The sequence below is a fragment of the Hydrogenophaga sp. NH-16 genome (assembly GCF_004006415.1).
Lineage (GTDB): Bacteria > Pseudomonadota > Gammaproteobacteria > Burkholderiales > Burkholderiaceae_C > Hydrogenophaga > Hydrogenophaga pseudoflava.
The window spans coordinates 4,558,706-4,573,798 of record NZ_CP029344.1 but is presented as its reverse complement, the minus strand read 5'-3'; the positions used below and the strand labels follow the sequence as shown (position 1 = coordinate 4,573,798).

Annotated in this window: 19 protein-coding genes; 11 read left to right on the top strand and 8 right to left on the bottom strand. The window is 68.3% G+C overall.

Annotation, left to right across the window (positions count from 1 at the left end):
• The first annotated feature begins 201 nt into the window (after positions 1 to 201).
• The 6 genes from DD542_RS22070 (at position 202) to DD542_RS22045 (ending at position 3,622) form a co-directional block, all read left to right on the top strand.
• On the top strand, positions 202 to 531 hold the full coding sequence (locus DD542_RS22070) for a DUF3579 domain-containing protein (RefSeq protein ID WP_079366988.1): 330 nt from the start codon (positions 202 to 204) through the stop codon (positions 529 to 531).
• A 69-nt stretch (positions 532 to 600) separates the two neighbouring features.
• Positions 601 to 1,428: a TIGR00266 family protein gene (locus DD542_RS22065; protein WP_066149842.1), complete on the top strand. Its 828-nt coding sequence runs from the start codon at positions 601 to 603 to the stop codon at positions 1,426 to 1,428.
• A 320-nt stretch (positions 1,429 to 1,748) separates the two neighbouring features.
• Positions 1,749 to 1,931 (top strand): hypothetical protein, encoded by a 183-nt coding sequence (locus tag DD542_RS22060; RefSeq protein WP_127807083.1) that lies wholly within the window; start codon positions 1,749 to 1,751, stop codon positions 1,929 to 1,931.
• A gap of 105 nt (positions 1,932 to 2,036) precedes the next feature.
• On the top strand, positions 2,037 to 2,561 hold the full coding sequence (locus tag DD542_RS22055; protein ID WP_127807082.1) for a GNAT family N-acetyltransferase: 525 nt from the start codon (positions 2,037 to 2,039) through the stop codon (positions 2,559 to 2,561).
• A gap of 66 nt (positions 2,562 to 2,627) precedes the next feature.
• Positions 2,628 to 3,053, top strand: a complete 426-nt coding sequence (locus tag DD542_RS22050) for a GFA family protein (protein ID WP_127807081.1) — start codon at positions 2,628 to 2,630, stop codon at positions 3,051 to 3,053.
• Positions 3,054 to 3,061: 8 nt separating this feature from the next.
• A complete protein-coding gene (locus DD542_RS22045) occupies positions 3,062 to 3,622 on the top strand; it encodes a dihydrofolate reductase family protein (protein ID WP_127807080.1) in 561 nt (186 codons plus the stop codon).
• Between the two features lie 24 nt (positions 3,623 to 3,646).
• Here the strand turns inward: DD542_RS22045 and DD542_RS22040 are convergent, their stop codons facing one another.
• A complete protein-coding gene (locus DD542_RS22040; protein ID WP_127807079.1) occupies positions 3,647 to 4,441 on the bottom strand; it encodes an MBL fold metallo-hydrolase in 795 nt (264 codons plus the stop codon).
• A gap of 89 nt (positions 4,442 to 4,530) precedes the next feature.
• Here DD542_RS22040 and DD542_RS22035 point away from each other — a divergent pair, with 89 nt between their 5' ends.
• Positions 4,531 to 5,502, top strand: a complete 972-nt coding sequence (locus DD542_RS22035; protein ID WP_084397330.1) for a helix-turn-helix domain-containing protein — start codon at positions 4,531 to 4,533, stop codon at positions 5,500 to 5,502.
• 74 nt (positions 5,503 to 5,576) lie between these two features.
• Here the strand turns inward: DD542_RS22035 and DD542_RS22030 are convergent, their stop codons facing one another.
• Entirely contained in the window at positions 5,577 to 5,993 is a 417-nt protein-coding gene (locus tag DD542_RS22030) for a VOC family protein (RefSeq protein ID WP_127807078.1), read from the bottom strand.
• A 102-nt stretch (positions 5,994 to 6,095) separates the two neighbouring features.
• On the bottom strand, positions 6,096 to 6,854 hold the full coding sequence (locus DD542_RS22025; RefSeq protein ID WP_127807077.1) for a DeoR/GlpR family DNA-binding transcription regulator: 759 nt from the start codon (positions 6,852 to 6,854) through the stop codon (positions 6,096 to 6,098).
• 99 nt (positions 6,855 to 6,953) lie between these two features.
• Between DD542_RS22025 and DD542_RS22020 the strand changes: the two genes are divergently transcribed.
• On the top strand, positions 6,954 to 7,574 hold the full coding sequence (locus DD542_RS22020; RefSeq protein WP_127807076.1) for an NUDIX domain-containing protein: 621 nt from the start codon (positions 6,954 to 6,956) through the stop codon (positions 7,572 to 7,574).
• A 100-nt stretch (positions 7,575 to 7,674) separates the two neighbouring features.
• The gene (locus DD542_RS22015) at positions 7,675 to 8,514 is read left to right on the top strand and encodes a DUF3047 domain-containing protein (RefSeq protein WP_127807075.1); all 840 of its coding nucleotides are present in this window, start codon (positions 7,675 to 7,677) and stop codon (positions 8,512 to 8,514) included.
• Positions 8,515 to 8,520: 6 nt separating this feature from the next.
• Here DD542_RS22015 and DD542_RS22010 read toward each other — a convergent pair whose 3' ends face one another.
• Together DD542_RS22010 and DD542_RS22005 are read right to left on the bottom strand one after the other, a co-directional pair.
• The gene (locus DD542_RS22010; RefSeq protein WP_127807074.1) at positions 8,521 to 9,210 is read right to left on the bottom strand and encodes a DUF4286 family protein; all 690 of its coding nucleotides are present in this window, start codon (positions 9,208 to 9,210) and stop codon (positions 8,521 to 8,523) included.
• Positions 9,207 to 10,181, bottom strand: coding sequence for a LysR family transcriptional regulator (locus DD542_RS22005; protein ID WP_241559622.1), 975 nt, complete (start codon positions 10,179 to 10,181; stop codon positions 9,207 to 9,209). Before DD542_RS22005 ends, DD542_RS22010 begins: the two co-directional genes overlap by 4 nt.
• A 114-nt stretch (positions 10,182 to 10,295) precedes the next feature.
• Between DD542_RS22005 and DD542_RS22000 the strand changes: the two genes are divergently transcribed.
• Positions 10,296 to 10,895: an NAD(P)H-dependent oxidoreductase gene (locus DD542_RS22000; protein ID WP_127807072.1), complete on the top strand. Its 600-nt coding sequence runs from the start codon at positions 10,296 to 10,298 to the stop codon at positions 10,893 to 10,895.
• Positions 10,896 to 10,964: 69 nt separating this feature from the next.
• Positions 10,965 to 11,849, top strand: a complete 885-nt coding sequence (locus DD542_RS21995; RefSeq protein WP_127807071.1) for a pirin family protein — start codon at positions 10,965 to 10,967, stop codon at positions 11,847 to 11,849.
• A 7-nt stretch (positions 11,850 to 11,856) separates the two neighbouring features.
• Here the strand turns inward: DD542_RS21995 and DD542_RS21990 are convergent, their stop codons facing one another.
• The 3 genes from DD542_RS21990 to DD542_RS21980 are packed head-to-tail and all read right to left on the bottom strand — an operon-like array spanning position 11,857 to position 15,092.
• Complete coding sequence (locus DD542_RS21990; RefSeq protein WP_127807070.1) at positions 11,857 to 13,287, bottom strand: phosphatidylserine/phosphatidylglycerophosphate/cardiolipin synthase family protein; 1,431 nt, start codon at positions 13,285 to 13,287, stop codon at positions 11,857 to 11,859.
• Positions 13,287 to 14,000, bottom strand: coding sequence for a YebC/PmpR family DNA-binding transcriptional regulator (locus DD542_RS21985; protein ID WP_066155989.1), 714 nt, complete (start codon positions 13,998 to 14,000; stop codon positions 13,287 to 13,289). Before DD542_RS21985 ends, DD542_RS21990 begins: the two co-directional genes overlap by 1 nt.
• Before the next feature lie 57 nt (positions 14,001 to 14,057).
• A complete protein-coding gene (locus DD542_RS21980; RefSeq protein ID WP_127807069.1) occupies positions 14,058 to 15,092 on the bottom strand; it encodes a putative sulfate exporter family transporter in 1,035 nt (344 codons plus the stop codon).
• Position 15,093: the final 1 nt, after the last annotated feature.

The window sequence follows — 15,093 nt, the reverse complement described above, 5'->3', positions numbered from 1 at the left end:
AGCAGGGGCCAGAAAAAGAAGCGGCTCAACGCAGGTTGAGCCGTTGAAAGGCGATTTTAGGGGCAGGCACCGGCATCTTCTTTGCTTGTTCTGCATCACAGAGATGCGGCACAGTACCGTCAGCCGCCGTCGGCCGGGTTAACCCTGATCTCAAGTCTTATATAAGATAGAATACCGCCATCCGCAACGGCATTCCATTCCATGGCCGACCGCCCCACCACCAAACAAGTGTTCATCCAGGGAATCACCCGGGATGGGCGCACGTTTCGCCCCAGCGACTGGGCGGAGCGTCTGGCGGGCGTGATGAGCCCGTTCGGCCCGGGTGGTGCGTCCGGCCGCATCGGCAGCCACATCGCCTACTCGCCCTGGTGCGTGCCGACGGTGATGAACGGCACCAAGGTGGTGATCGTGCACACCGACCTGCGCGAGGCCGAGCCCATGGCCTGGGACTTCGTCATGAACTTCGCCAAGGACAACGACCTGCAGGTCGTCGAAGGCTGCCTGCTGCCCGAGCCGCCCGCCAAGGGCTGAAGCCCGCGTTTCTTCGCGGGTATGCTCCCGCTCCGGATTTCTTCCCAACCGAATCAGGAGCGTGTTCCCATGGCAATGGACGTTGTTGACTACTACCTGCACGGCGACGACATGCAGTTCGTCGAGATCGAGCTGGACCCGGGCGAGGCCGCGATCGGCGAGGCCGGCAGCATGATGTACATGGAGGACGGCATCGGCATGACCACCGTCTTCGGTGACGGCTCCGCCGGGTCGGGCGCCGGCGGTCTGTTCGGCAAGCTGCTGGGTGCGGGCAAGCGCCTGATCACCGGCGAGTCGCTGTTCACCACGGTCTACACCAACCAGGGCAGCGGCAAGCGCAAGGTGGGGTTCGCGGCGCCCTACACCGGCAAGATCATTCCCTTCGACCTGTCCCAGATCGGTGGCACCCTGATCTGCCAGCGCGACGCCTTCCTCTGCGCGGCCAAGGGCGTGTCGCTGGGCATCGCCTTCCAGCGCAAGCTGGGCACCGGCTTCTTCGGCGGTGAAGGGTTCATCATGCAGAAGCTCGAAGGCGACGGCCTGGCCTTCGTGCACTCGGGCGGTACGGTGCTCAAGCGCGATCTGGCGCCGGGCGAGGTGCTGCGGGTGGACACCGGCTGCGTGGTGGCCTACACCACGGGCATCGATTTCGACATCCAGTTCGTGGGGGGCGTGAAAACCGCGCTGTTCGGCGGCGAGGGCCTGTTCTTCGCCACCCTGCGAGGCCCCGGTACGGTCTGGATCCAGTCGCTGCCGTTTGCGCGCCTGGCCTCGCGCATCTTCGCGGCGGCGCCGCGCACGCAGGGCGGCGGTGGCTCGGGTGGCGAGCAGGGCGGTCTGGCCGCGGGCATCCTGGGTGGCGGCCTGCTGGGTGGGCTCATCGGCGGGGATGACTGAATGAAGCCCCCCCCTGCGCCGCTGACGCGGCTTCCCCCCTGCTGCGCGGGGGGACGCACCCTGTGGCCTGGCAAAGCCAGTTCCACGGGTGCCCTGGGGGGCGGTCACGCGCGCCGGAAACCTCTCCTGTCGGTTGTCGAGCGCCCAAAGAAAAACCGCCCCGGACAGTCCGTGTCAGAACACTAACAAGACGCTGAAGAGCTGTGCACAATGCCTCGCAACGTGAGTTGCGGGGCATTGCTCTGGATTTCTTCATGTAGAGACTCCGTCTTGGGGAATTCTCTACTTCCGGGTGGTTCAGGTTTTCAAGGGGACTTCACATGAGCGCAGCGGAGATTGCGAAGTTGAAGCAAGGACAACCTGATCCGAGTGAGCTGTTTCGTTACCCGCTAAACAAGAGCAGCGAGCCTTGGCATGGAGTTCATGGGTTTGAAGCCGGCAGTTTCTCGACAGTATTGGCGACACTTCGCGCTGACTTCACGCGCATTCTTGCCGAGCTGTAACTCCCACAGATCGTTTGGCGGTGCGCACCACGGAGGCAAAACTGCGTTCAACAGCTGCTCTGCGACGGAACATTGACCGCTCCTGCCCGATACCACACCAAACCCATGTTCGAAGTCTTCGAATTCCGCCGCGCAACACCCGCTGACTCCCTGCCCCTCCGCACACTCGCTACCCAAGTCTTCCTCGACACCTACGCGACCCACGGGATCAACGAGGCCCTCGCCCGGGAAGTGGCCACGGTCTACTCCGCCGAGGTGTTTGATCGGCGGCTGCGGGGCGCGGATGTCGAGTTGCTGCTCGTCACATCGGGCGGGTACACGGTGGGTTTCGTGGATATTTCCTTTGCCACAAGCTGTCCCGTTCCAGACGTGCGCGGCGCCGAGGTGTTCCGGCTGTACGTGCAGCGCCCGTTCCTGCGCCGTGGTCTGGGGCGCAGCCTGTTGGCCAAGGCCGAGGCGTCGGCCCGCGCCCGGGGTCTGGACACCCTCTGGCTCACCGCCTGGGCCGGCAACCACAGGGCGCTGGCGTTCTACCAGTCGCTCGGCTTCCGGGACATCGGGACGACGGAGTACGTCATCGATGGCGTGGGCCATGAGAACCGTGTGCTCCGCAAGACCTTGGCCCGGTAGACGCATGTGCTTGCGGTCTGTAGGCTCTGCCGCTGGTGCCGAATTCGAGACTGACAAGGAGCTCACATGAAGTCATTCACCGGCGGTTGCCTCTGTGGCGAGATTCGATATGAGATCACCGCAGAGGCCGGCCCATCCAGGATCTGCTGGTGCAGGGATTGCCAGAAGATCTCGTCCAACGGAACGGTCAACGTCATCTTCCCCAGCGATGCCATCCAGATCTCGGGAGCGCCGGGCCAGCACGAGAAGACAGCCGACAGCGGCAACACGGTGACCCGCCGGTTCTGCGCGAGCTGCGGCACCCAACTGTTCTCCGACTCCAGTGGTCGCCCGGGCCTGACGGTGGTTCGGGTGGGCACGCTGGACGAGCCATCGACGGTCAAGCCGACCACCAACATCTGGGTGGCCAGTGCGCCCAGTTGGGCTTGCGTTGATCCATCGCTGGAGCAATTCGAAGGCCCGCCAGTGGTGGCGCCGCAGCCCAAGGCGTGATGCCCACCATGGGCCTCCTGACCTTCAGCCTCAACCTCACCCTGGACGGCTGCGTCGACCATCGGGAAGGCATTGCCGACGAGGAGACGCATGCCTTTTTCACGCGCCTCATGGACGAGAGCGGCGCGATGCTGTGGGGCCGCACCACCTACGAGATGATGGAAAGCTTCTGGCCGGCGGTGGCCCGGGGCGAGACCGAGGCGCCGCCCGCGGTGCGCGAGTGGGCGGTGAAGCTGGAGGCCAAGCCGAAGTACGTGGTGTCGTCGACGCGAAACGACTTTCCGTGGACCCACAGCCACCACATCGCCGCCGGTGACCTGCGCACCGGTGTGCAGGCGCTCAAGGACGCCACGCCGGAGGGTGTGCTGCTAGGCAGCGGCCTGCTCGCCACCGCGCTCGACCGGCTGGACCTGATCGACGAGTACCGTTTTCTCCTTCACCCCCGGATCGCCGGTCACGGCCCGGCGCTGTACGCGGGCGGCCTGCCCGGCACGCGCCGGCTGGAGCTGGTGTCTGCACAGCCGCTGCGCTGCGGCGCGGTCGCCCTGCACTACCGGCGCGGACGCTGACCGCGTCGAGCACCCGGCCCGGCATCACCGTCCGTGGCCCTGCAGATCGAACCGGAGGCAAGCGCCATCTTCAGGAACCTGCACACGGTCCTGCAACCCGCGCCGGCGCGCTTCCAGGCGCAGATCGCTGCGCCGGGTGGGACAGTGGTCCAGTGCCTCCAGGTGGTTCAGCACGACATGCCCGCACCCGCCCGCCGCGGCGCGCAGCGCCTGGTCGGCGTCCATGATCAGTTCGCCGCCGAAGTCCATGGCGGCGCCACCAGCGGGCAGCACGCTGACCGAGTCGGCCGGCAGGGCGGCCATGACACGGAACACCTCGTCGGTCAGCACCGTGTCACCCGCCAGATAGAGGGTGGGTTCGCCCGGCCATTCCATGATGTAGCCGTGTCCGTGCGCCATCAGCTTGCCGACCCACCCGCGACCGTGCAGGCAGGGCACTGGCGTGATGCGCCCGCCCGCCACCTCGGTCGACTCGTGGGCATTCAGCACCTGCACGGCCAAGCCCCGGGTGCGCAGGTAGTCCTCGTCTTCCGGCATGCACAACACCGGCTGCTGGCGTTCGCGCAGCCAGCGCTTGCCTGCCCGGTCGAGGTGGTCGAAGTGTCCTTTCTGGCAATGGGTGATCAGGGCGTGTGTGGCGCTGTCCAGCAGCGCGTCGACCCCCTCGGGCAGCGCCACGACGGGATTGCGGCGCCGCTGTCCGACGAGGTACTTCAGTGACGGCAGGGCGCCCTGCGGCGCCAGCATCGGATCAACCAGCACCCGGTGGTTGGCGATTTCAACCAACAGGGTGGCGTTGCGTATCTGCGTGATCTTCAAGGGTTCTCTCCGGGTCATTCAGTGGCCTGCATTCTGTGCAGTCAGGCTTAGGCGTACCATGGCTCAAAACGACACAATGGAGTCATTTCATGCCAACGCCTTCGCGATTCGATGTGGGGCTGCTGATCTACCCCGGCTGCATGCCGGCCGGGCTGTTTGCGGCGGCGGATCTTTTGTCCGCCGCGGCGCTGCGCTCAGGGGCCCGGCACTGGAAGGTGCACTGGGTGGGTTTGAAGCGCGGGCCGGTGGCCTGTGCGCACGGTATGTCGTTGAGCGCGGAAGCGGCACTGGACGCGCAACGCTGGGATGCCCTGCTGATGCCCGGTTTCTGGGCAGGTTCGCCGGCGCAACTGGATCAGGGGCTGACGACACTGCGGCCGCTGCAGCAGTCGCTCAGGGCGTTGGGTCGCAAGGTACCGCTGTGGACCTGGTGCACCGGCGTGGCGCTTGCCGCCGCCAGTGGCCGGCTCGACGGGAAGTCCGCCACCGGCACCTGGTGGATGGCGCCAGTGCTGTCGCAACGGCATCCGTCGGTGAACTGGCAATGGCAGCAACCGATGGTCAGCGGCCCGAACCTGGCCACCGCCTCTGGCGTGCACGGCTACCTGTCCATCCTGAGCGAGCAGATGGAACAGCGCATCAGCCCCGAGGCCTGGCGGGACGTTCAGCGCCTGATGGTGTTGCCACGCCCGCAGCCCGCGGCGAGCGTCTTCGACGCCATGCTGACCCTGCACGGAACCGATCCATTCCTGGCACGCCTTCGCCAGCTGGTCGAGCGCCTGCCTGCCACCCACACCACACTGGAGGTGTTGTCCCGATCGCTCGCCTGCTCTTCGCGAACCCTCGCGCGCAAGGTGAACGACCTCGCGGGCATGCCGGTGGGTCGCTTCGTGCGGCTGGTCAAGCTGCACCAGGCGGGCGAACACCTGCTGCACAGCGGGTGCAGCGCGGCCCAGGTGAGCCACACGTTGGGCTTCGCGGACGAGTCGGGGTTCCGGCGCAGCTTCAAGGCGGCGACTGGCCTGACACCGCAGGAGTACGTCAACCGCTACCGCATGTAGACCGGCCGCACGGAGGTGCCCGTTTGATGCGGAAGGTCAGGCCAAAGACGCATCAGCCTTCTGCACCACCGGGGTCAGCGCTGATCTGCGTGCGGTATTGCGGCCGGGTCCATCCAGAGCGCGGCCCACAGGTGCCCGTCGGGGTCGGCCAGATCGCGCGTGTACATGAAGCCTGTGTCTTCCGCCGGGTTCACGTCGGCTTGCCCACCGTGTGCCGCGGCGGCCTGGTTCATCGCGTCCACAGCGTCACGGCTGTCCAGGGCCAGCGAGAGCATCAATCCGGCGGTTCCGGCCGGAGGGAATGGTCGCTGCGTGAACGTGCGCCACTTTGCGTGCGTGATGAGCATCACGCAGATCGCCTCGCTCCACACCATGCAGGCGGCGGAGTCGTCGCTGAATTGCGGGTTTCGCTCGAAGCCCAGGGCCTTGTAGAAGGCCACGGAAGTTTCGAGGTTTGCCACTGGGAGGCTGACAAAGATCATCTTGGGCACGGGGTTCTCTCCTTGGTGGTGTGCGGGTTGAGCGCCAGGCTCTCCACACGACGAACCACACCTGCTGGAATCGACATACGCTCGCTGTCGATCAACACCTTTTCAATCAGCCTTCTGCACCGCCACGCCCCCCGCCCGCAGCGTATTCACGGTCTTTGCGGGCGTGCCGTCCGGCACCACCAGCAGTGACAGCGCCTTCATCGGCGCGATGACGAAGGCCGATGCGCTGAGCAGCTTCTCGCTGGACGCGAGCACCACCGTCTCCGCCGCGCGGGCGTGCAGCGCGCGCTTCACGTCGGCCTCTTCGGCGTCGCCGGTGCTGAGCCCCGCCTCGGGGTGCACGCCGGTCACGCCCAGGAAGAACAGGTCGGCCCGGAAGCGCGAGGCGGCTTCGATGACCGACGCGCCGACGTTCACCATGGAGTGGCGGAACAGGCGCCCGCCAAGCACGATGATGTCCACGTGCCGGTGCGCGGCCAGCTCCACGGCCACGTTGGGGCTGTGGGTGATCACCGTGGCGCGCAGGTCGGCCGGCAGCTGCCGCGCAACCTGGATGGCGGTGGTGCCGCCGTCGAGCATGACCACCTGGCCGGGCTTGATGAGCTGCGCGCCGAAACGCCCCAGCGCCTGCTTCTCATCGGACGACACCTGTTGCCTCACCCGCAGGTCGCCGGTGGCCGCGGACGCAGGCAGCGCCCCGCCGTGCACGCGCTGCAACTTGCCTTGTTGCGCCAGCTCGCGCAGGTCGCGGCGGATGGTGTCTTCCGAGGTGCCGAGTTCCACAGCCAGCTCCCCGGCCACGATCTGACCATGCGTGGCGAGGCGGCTGAGGATGAGCTGTTTGCGCTGGGCGGTGAGCATGTGGAGCCTCTTTTGGAGCGTCTCTTGCGATGTCTTGTGCAATGAAGTCGGGCGCGCTACGATTGCACGATATTACACGACACTGCACGAAGTTAAACAATGACCAGACCCCACCACCGAGAGATCCCGCTGCCCGCGAACGAGCGCGTGCGCATCGTCGAACAGCGCGTGCTGGCCGACGACTGGTTCGTGCTGAAGAAGACGACCTTCGACTACCGCCACAGCAACGGGCGCTGGCAGCGGCTGCAGCGCGAAACCTACGACCGCGGCGATGGCGCGGCCCTGCTGCTGTTCAACCGGGCGCGGGGCACGGTGGTGCTCACCCGCCAGTTCCGTTTTCCGGCCTACGCCAACGGCCTGGCCGACGGCATGCTGGTGGAAGCCTGCGCCGGCCTGCTGGACAACGAGGCACCGGAGGTCGCCATCCGGCGCGAGGTGCAGGAAGAAACCGGGTTTGCGGTGCGCATGCCGCGCAAGGTGTTCGAGGCCTTCATGAGCCCAGGCTCTGTCACCGAGCGACTGCACTTCTTCGTGGCGGAATACGAGCCCGGTGACCGCGTGGGCGATGGCGGCGGCAACGCCCATGAGGGCGAGGACATCGAGGTGCTGGAGCTGCCGCTGGACCGGGCGCTGGCCATGATCGGCCGCGGCGAGATCCAGGACGGCAAGACCATCATGCTGCTGCAGCACGCGGCGCTGGTGGGGCTGGAGCGCCTGTAGGGTGGGCGGCCACCGGGCGGCACAACTCGTAACCCATGCCACCCGCACCGCGGCGTCACAATATGCCCCGGCTTTTTCGCCGCTGCCTCACGCGTCTTTCATGTCTTCTGCTCTCTCCCCGCGCTCGCCCCGCCTCTGGGCCTCCCTGCTGGCCCTTTTTCTGAGCGCCTGCGCCACCGCCCCCACGCCCTCTGCCGACGGAACCGACGACACCACCGCGGAGGCCGACGAGGCCAGCCCCAAGCAGCGCCCGGTGATCCTCGACGGCACAGCCTGGCAGGCCAGCAACCACATCGACGGCGCCGCGCCGGCCACGCCCTGGGAACACCAGGTCTTCATGAGCCGCCGCCCCACGCGCTACCAGGCCACCGAACACGAAGGTCGGCCGGCCGTGCGGGCCGAGGCCATGGGCTCCAACAGCACGCTGAACCTGCTGCTCAAGCCCGCCCCCGGCGCGCAGGCCAAGCGCCTGCACTTCTCGCTGTTCGTGCCGGCGCTGAACCCGGCGTTTAATCTGGGCGAAAAGGGCGAGGACGATTCGGTGGCGCGGCTGATCCTGAGCTTCGACGGCGACCGCCACAACGGCACCTGGAAGGCGCGCGACCACATCGTCTCGGAGCTGTCGGGCCTGATCGCCGGCAAGCCCCTGCCCTACGCGTCGATCATGTATGTGTGGGACAACCGCTACCCCGCCGGCACGGTGATTCCCAACCCCTACACCGGGCGCATCCGCCAGATCGTGGTGGAGTCGGGACCAGCGCGGCTGAACCAGTGGGTGGACTTCGACCGCGACGTGGAGGCCGATTTCCGGCTGGCCTTCGGCGAGGCGCCGGGGCCGATGATCGGCCTGGGCCTGATGACCGATTCGAACAACTCGGGCGCCGCGGTCACGGCCTGGTACGGACCGCTGCAGCTGACGATGTCGGCGCCGGCGAACTGAGCCTGCTCAGTTGGCGCCATCCAGCCCGGCCAGCCGCCGGTCAAGCTGGAAGCTGGCGCTGAACAGCTGCGGGTCGCTCACCCCGGCGCCCGCCAGTTCACGACCCAGCAGCCCGTCCAGCGCCGCCTGCGCGCCTGCCGCGTGCAGCGCCTCGACCACCAGCACGCCGTCGAACACACCCTCCACGCTGCGGCGCATGGACTTCTCCTTGGTCTGCACGCCAGTGCCGGCCGCGTCCACCTGCATCAGCCAGACCTGGGCCACAGCGTCCAGCCCCGCGACTTTCTGCACCAGCGCTTGCTGCGCGCCAGCGTCTTGCAGGCCCGCCGCGGCAAGGTCCAACCGCAGCGGCGCCACCACCGATCCATTGCCCAACCCCGCCCTTGCCACCACCGGCCCGCCGCCGCGCGCAAAGTTCTGCAGGATGGGCATGGTGCGCTGCGACCAGGGCGTGGGCGCGTTCAGCCGGGCGAGGTACGAGAGGCCGGCCAGCACGCCAGCGTCCTGCAGCTCGTAGGTAATGAAGAAGCGGCGCTTGCCACCGGCCTCGGCGCGGAACACGCGACCCGAGAGAAAGCCGTCGACGCCGACGCGCTCCAGCACGTGCTCGCGCGTGAGCCAGTGCAGGTAGTCGGTTTCCTGGCCGGGTTCGATGTCGCTCCAGATGGCGAGCTGGGCTTGTCCGCGGTGGGTCATGGTGTCTCCTGGGTGAGGTTGGAAGGGGGAATGCGCGCCATGTCGCAGCGCGCCAGCGCGGCCTTGAGCATGTCCACGAACGCGCGGGTCTTGGGCGGCACCAGCTTGCGCCCTGGGTAGACCGCCCAGGCCGGCGCTTCGGGCAGGCACCAGTCGGGCAGCACGCGGCGCAGCTGGCCGGCGTTCACCGCTTCTTCGGCGAAATGGTTGGGCAGCGCGGCGATGCCGGCGCCGGCGCGCGCCATGCGCATCAGCAACTCTGGCGAGTTGGCGCTGACCTGCCCGCGCGGCACCGCCGACCAGCGCTCGCTGCCGCGGCTCAGCGGCCAGACGGCCGGCTCGCCGTTGCCGCGCATCAGCCGCAGCGCCGTGTGGCCGGCCAGATCGTCGGGGTGCTGTGGCTCGCCACGCGCTTGCAGGTAGCCTGGCGCGGCATACAGCCCGTTGGCAAACACCGCGAGCCGCGTGGCCACCAGCAGGTTGTCGTCGGGCAGTTCGCCCATGCGCACCACCACGTCGAAACCCTCACCCAGCAGGTCGACCCGACGCGGCGAGAGGTCCAGGTCGAGCGTGATCGCCGGGTGCAGCGCGGTGAAGGCGGCCAGGCTGTCGGCCAGCATCAGGTTGGCGAAATCGCTGGGCATGGACACGCGCAGCCGGCCGCTGGGCGCGGCACGGCGCTGCTCGCGCAGGCTGTGCACCGCCTCCAGTTCGGCCACCACCTGCCGGGCGTGTTCCAGCAGCTGCAGGCCGAACTCGGTGAGCGACTGGCGGCGCGTGGTGCGCAGCAGCAGGCGCTCCCCCATCAGCCGTTCCAGCGCGGCCACGCGGCGTGAGACGGTGGATTTGGGCAGGCCCAGGCGCACGGCGGCCTGGCTGAAGCTGCCCAGCTCGGCCACCCGGGCAAAGATGAGCAGATCGGTCGGTTCGATGGCGTCGGGGCCACATTCGCGCAATGATTGTTCCACCATAGGAACAATCCTATCCATTTCGACGGATTTTCAAAAGGATTCACAACCCATAAAGTCGAGTCCATCGGTCAACTACTGACCGTTTCCGAATCACCCAACTCCCAGGAGCCCGCCATGAAGATTCTGCAGATCAACGCCAGCCCCCGCCGCGAAGCCGGCAATTCCACCAAGCTCGCCAACAGCGTGAGCGAGCGCCTGGTGGCCGCCCACCCGGGCAGCACCGTCACCCTGCGCGACCTGGGCACCACGCCCGTGACCGTGCTGGACGAGACCGCCCTGGGCGCCCTGTTCACCCCCGCCGAGCAGCGCAGCGCCGAACAGGCCGCCGTGGTGGCCGAGTACGACGCGCTGATCGCCGAACTGCAGGCGCACGACGCCGTCGTGCTGGGCGTGCCGATGTACAACTTCGGCGTGCCGGTGCAGCTCAAGGCCTGGATCGACGCGGTCGCCCGCGCCGGCGTGACCTTCCGCTACACCGAGAAGGGCCCCGAGGGCCTGGTCAAGGGCAAGACGGTGTACCTGGCGCTGGCCCGCGGCGGCCTCTACCGCGACCAGCCGCACGACAGCCAGACGCCCTACCTGAAGACCGTGCTGGGCTTCCTGGGCCTGACCGATGTGCGCTTGATCTACGCCGAAGGCCTGAACATGGGCCCCGAGGCCGCCGCCAAGGGCTTTGCCCAGGCCGAGGCCGACCTGGCCGCCGCCATCGGCTGAGCGCACGCCTGCACTGCGGCTGCGCGGGGTGGCCGCTTCTTTGACACCCCGCACCTTCAGGAGACCACCATGACCGCCACCCTCACCCCCCGCCTGCAGCAGCCCCGCCGCGTCGAGCGGCTGGTGGCCGGCATACCCACCTCCGACGGTGCGGGCGTCAAGCTCACCCGCGTGCTGACGCAGAACCTGCAGCGCCGGCTGGACCCGTTCCTCATGCTCGACGCCTTCGGCAGCGACCGGGCCGACGACTACATCGCCGGCTTCCCGGACCACCCGCACCGCGGCTTCGAGACCGTGACCTACATGATCGCGGGCCGCATGCTGCACCGCGACAGCGCCGGCCACGAAGGCCTGCTGGAAAACGGCGGCGTGCAGTGGATGACCGCCGGCCACGGCGTGATCCACTCCGAGATTCCGCAGCAGGAAGAAGGCCTGATGGAAGGCTTCCAGCTCTGGCTGAACCTGCCTGCGCGCGACAAGCTGTGCCCGCCCTGGTACCGCGACTTTGCCAACGCCGACCTGCCGCAGTTCACCACGCCCGAAGGCGTGGCGGTGACGGTGATCGCCGGTGAGAGCCACGGCGTGACCGGTGCGGTGACGCGCGAGGGCACGCAGCCGCTGTACCTGGACCTGCACCTGGCCGCCGGCTCGCACTTCGAGCAGGCGCTGCCGGGCACGCACAACGCCTTCGTCTACGTCTACCGCGGCGAGGTGAGCGTGAACGGCACGGCGGTGCCGGTGCAGCGCATGGCGCTGCTGGCCAACGACCCGGCCAGCGACGGTGTGCGCATCGAGGCCTCGGCCGACGCCAGGGTGCTGCTGATCGCCGGCCGGCCGCTGAACGAACCCATCGCCCAGTACGGCCCGTTCGTGATGAACACCACCGACGAGATCTACCAGGCGCTGGCCGATTTCCGCGACGGCCGCCTGGGCGAGCAGCGCGCCACGGCCTGAGCGGCGGCTACAGCAGGAAGTCCAGGAAGCTGGCGAAGGGGCGGACCATGCGCATCTGGAAGATGGTGTCCGGGTCCGCGCCCTCGATCAGCGCGTCGTAGCCGCGCGCGCCCGGCGCGCCGGTGATGGCGCGCGACTGCGCCAGCCGTGCCTTCAGGCTCGCCGTCATGGCCGCGGCCAGCTCGGGGTTGTTGCGGCAGATCACGATCAGTTCCGAGTTGAGGTTGGCCGAGCGCGGGTCCATGTTGTAGGTGCCCACCACCACGGTGCGGTCGTCGAACACGGCGCGCTTGCCGTGCACGCCCCAACGCTCGGACGCGGGCGGGCGGGCGTTCTGCTTCAGCGGCCGGCCGTCGTAGCCCCAGACCTCCAGGTTCGCCTGCGCGAAGCGGTCCAGCGAATCGGCCAGGCTGGCCACGGCGTAGAACGCGTCGGTGGAATGCAGGGTGTTGGTGAGGAACTGCAGCTTCACGCCACGCTGCAGCACCCCCTGCATCAGCGCCACGCCGTCGTCGCGCAGCACCAGATACGGGCTCTCGACCACGATGTGCTGCTTCGCCTCCTGCACCAGCGAGGCAATCGCCGTGTAGACCTTGCGCCGCTCCACGCCCGAGCCGGGGTAGTCGGTGACGAAGTGCGTGTCGCGGCAGGTGCTGAACCGCGGCGCCGCGGTGTGCTGGCGCAGCTCGGCGCTGATGCGCTCTTCGGCCACCGTGCGGTTGCCCAGCAGGTTGATGCGGGGCGCATCGGTCTCGTCCACCGCGATGTCCTTGGGCTCGGTCACCCAGTCCGACGCCCAGTACAGCTCGAAGCTGTCGACGATGGCGCCCGCGATCGGCCCCTGGATCAGCAGGTCGCTGTCGAGGAAGTTGTAGTGGGTGGACAGGTCGAAGTAGTCGTTGCCGATGTTGCGGCCGCCGATGATGGCCTTCTGCCGGTCCACCACCAGCAGCTTGCGGTGGGTGCGGTGCTGCATGGCGAAGAAGCGCGCGATGCCCGAGGTGTTGTAGTAGCGCACCTGCACACCCGCCTGCTCCAGCGTGCGCGCCACCTGCGGCGCCAGCTTGAACACCGGCATCGCGAAATCCACCAGGATGCGCACTTTCACACCCTGCGCCGCCTTGCGCGCCAGCGCCTGGCTGATCAGGCGGCTGGACTCGTCGAGTTCGTAGATGAAGAACTCCAGCTCGATGGACTGCTTCGCTTCCTCAATCAGCTTCAGGCGCGCGGCCAGCGAGTCGAAACCCACGTCCAGCAGGGCCACCGCGTGCGGCTCGCGCGAGCGCACGTCGATGGCGGCGTGCTGCGGCGCCTGGCCCAGCCACTGGCGCTCGCTCGCCTCCTGGATGCCCAGGAAGGCGATGGCGAACACCACCGGCACACCGACCAGCAGCACCAGCAGCGCGATGCCGGTCCACCGGACGAGCCGCCAGATCATCAGCCGTCCAGCCCGGCGAAGATGTTCTGCACGTCGTCGTGTTCGTCCAGCGCCGCCAGAAAGGCCTCCACCTCCTCCAGCGCCTCGGCGCTCAGGCTGGCCGGGTCCACCGGGTTCTTGGGCTTGTAGCCCAGCTTGGCCGACAGCACGGTGAAGCCCTGGGCGGGCAGCGCACGGCTCACGAGGTCGAGGTCGGTCGGGTCGGTGAGGAACACGCACACGCCCTCGTCGTCGGCGGGCTCGAAGTCCTGCGCGCCGGCCTCGATGGCAGCCACTTCGGCGTCGGCGTCCTTGTTCGTGGCTTCGGCTTCGATGATGCCGACGTGGTCGAAGTCCCAGGACACCGAGCCGCTGGTGCCCAGCTGGCCCTTGCGGAACAGCACGCGCATCTCGGGCGCGGTGCGGTTCACGTTGTCGGTCAGGCACTCCACCATCACCGGCACGCGGTGCGGCGCAAAGCCTTCGTAGATCACGTGTTCGTAGTGCACCGCCTCACCCGTGAGGCCGGCGCCTTTCTTGATGGCGCGCTCCAGCGTGTCCTTGGGCATGGACACCTTGCGCGCCTGTTCGACCACCAGGCGAAGGCGGGCGTTGGCCGCGGGGTCGGCGCCGTTGCGGGCCGCAATGATGATGTCCTTGACCAGCTTGCCGAACAGCTTGCCTTTCGCGTTCGCCGCGATGTCCTTGTGCTTGGCTTTCCATTGCGCGCCCATGGGGTTCCCCTTCCGTGTGAACCCGGAAGTGTAGTGGGCCGGGTACGCGGCGCCGGGCTACGACAGCTGCAGCAGCCCGCAGAACAGCCCCGCCAGGAAGGCGGTCTCCAGCACCATCAGCGCCACCGGCTTCCAGCCCACGGTGACGATCTCGCGCAGCTGGGTCTTCATGCCGATGGCCGCCATCGAGGCCACCAGCAGGAACTGCGACGTGCCCTGCCCCGCCTGCACCAGCGCCGCTGGCAGCCAGCCGCTGCTGTTGACCAGCACCAGCACCGCGAAGGCCACCGCGAACCAGGGCAGCAGCGGTGGGCGTGGACCGGCCGGCACATCGCCGCCCTGCGCGCGCTCGTAGCGCCGCGCCAGCACCGCGGCCAGCGCGATCACCGGCAGCAGCATGGCCACCCGCATCAGCTTGACCAGCGTCGCCGCATCGCCCGCCTCGTGCGAGAGGCTGTAGCCAGCGCCGACCACCTGGGCCACGTCGTGGATGGTGCCGCCGATGAAGAAACCGGCCATCACCGGCGGCATGTCCAGCGCGTGGGTAAGCATGGGGTAGAGCACCATGGCCAGGGTCGAGAGCGTGCTCACGCCGATCACGGTGAACAGGGTGGCGCGCTCCTTGAGCGGGTGCGCGGGCATGGCCGCCGACAGGGCCAGCGCCGCCGACGCGCCGCAGATCGCCACCGCGCCGCCGGTGAGCAGGCCGAAGAACAGGCGGAAGCCCATCAGCCGCGCCAGCACCATGCCCACCGCAATCGTCGCGGCCACCGAGACCAGCACCATCAGCACCGGCGACCAGCCCAGCGCCGCCACCTGCGCCACCGTGATGCGCAGCCCCAGCAGGGCCACACCCAGGCGCAGCAGGGTGCGCGCGGTGAACTGGATGCCGGGGCCGGCCTTGCCCTCGGTGGAGAGGAAGTTCAGCGCCATGCCCAGCAGCAGCGCGAACAGCATCACCGGCGCGCCGTAGTGGGCGCCCAGGGCCATGGCGGCCACCGCCACCACCGCGCTGAGGGTGATACCGGGGCCGAGCTCGGCCACCTGGGCGCGCAGCCGGGGCCAGCGCGCAGGCGCGAGGGGCGTGCTCATG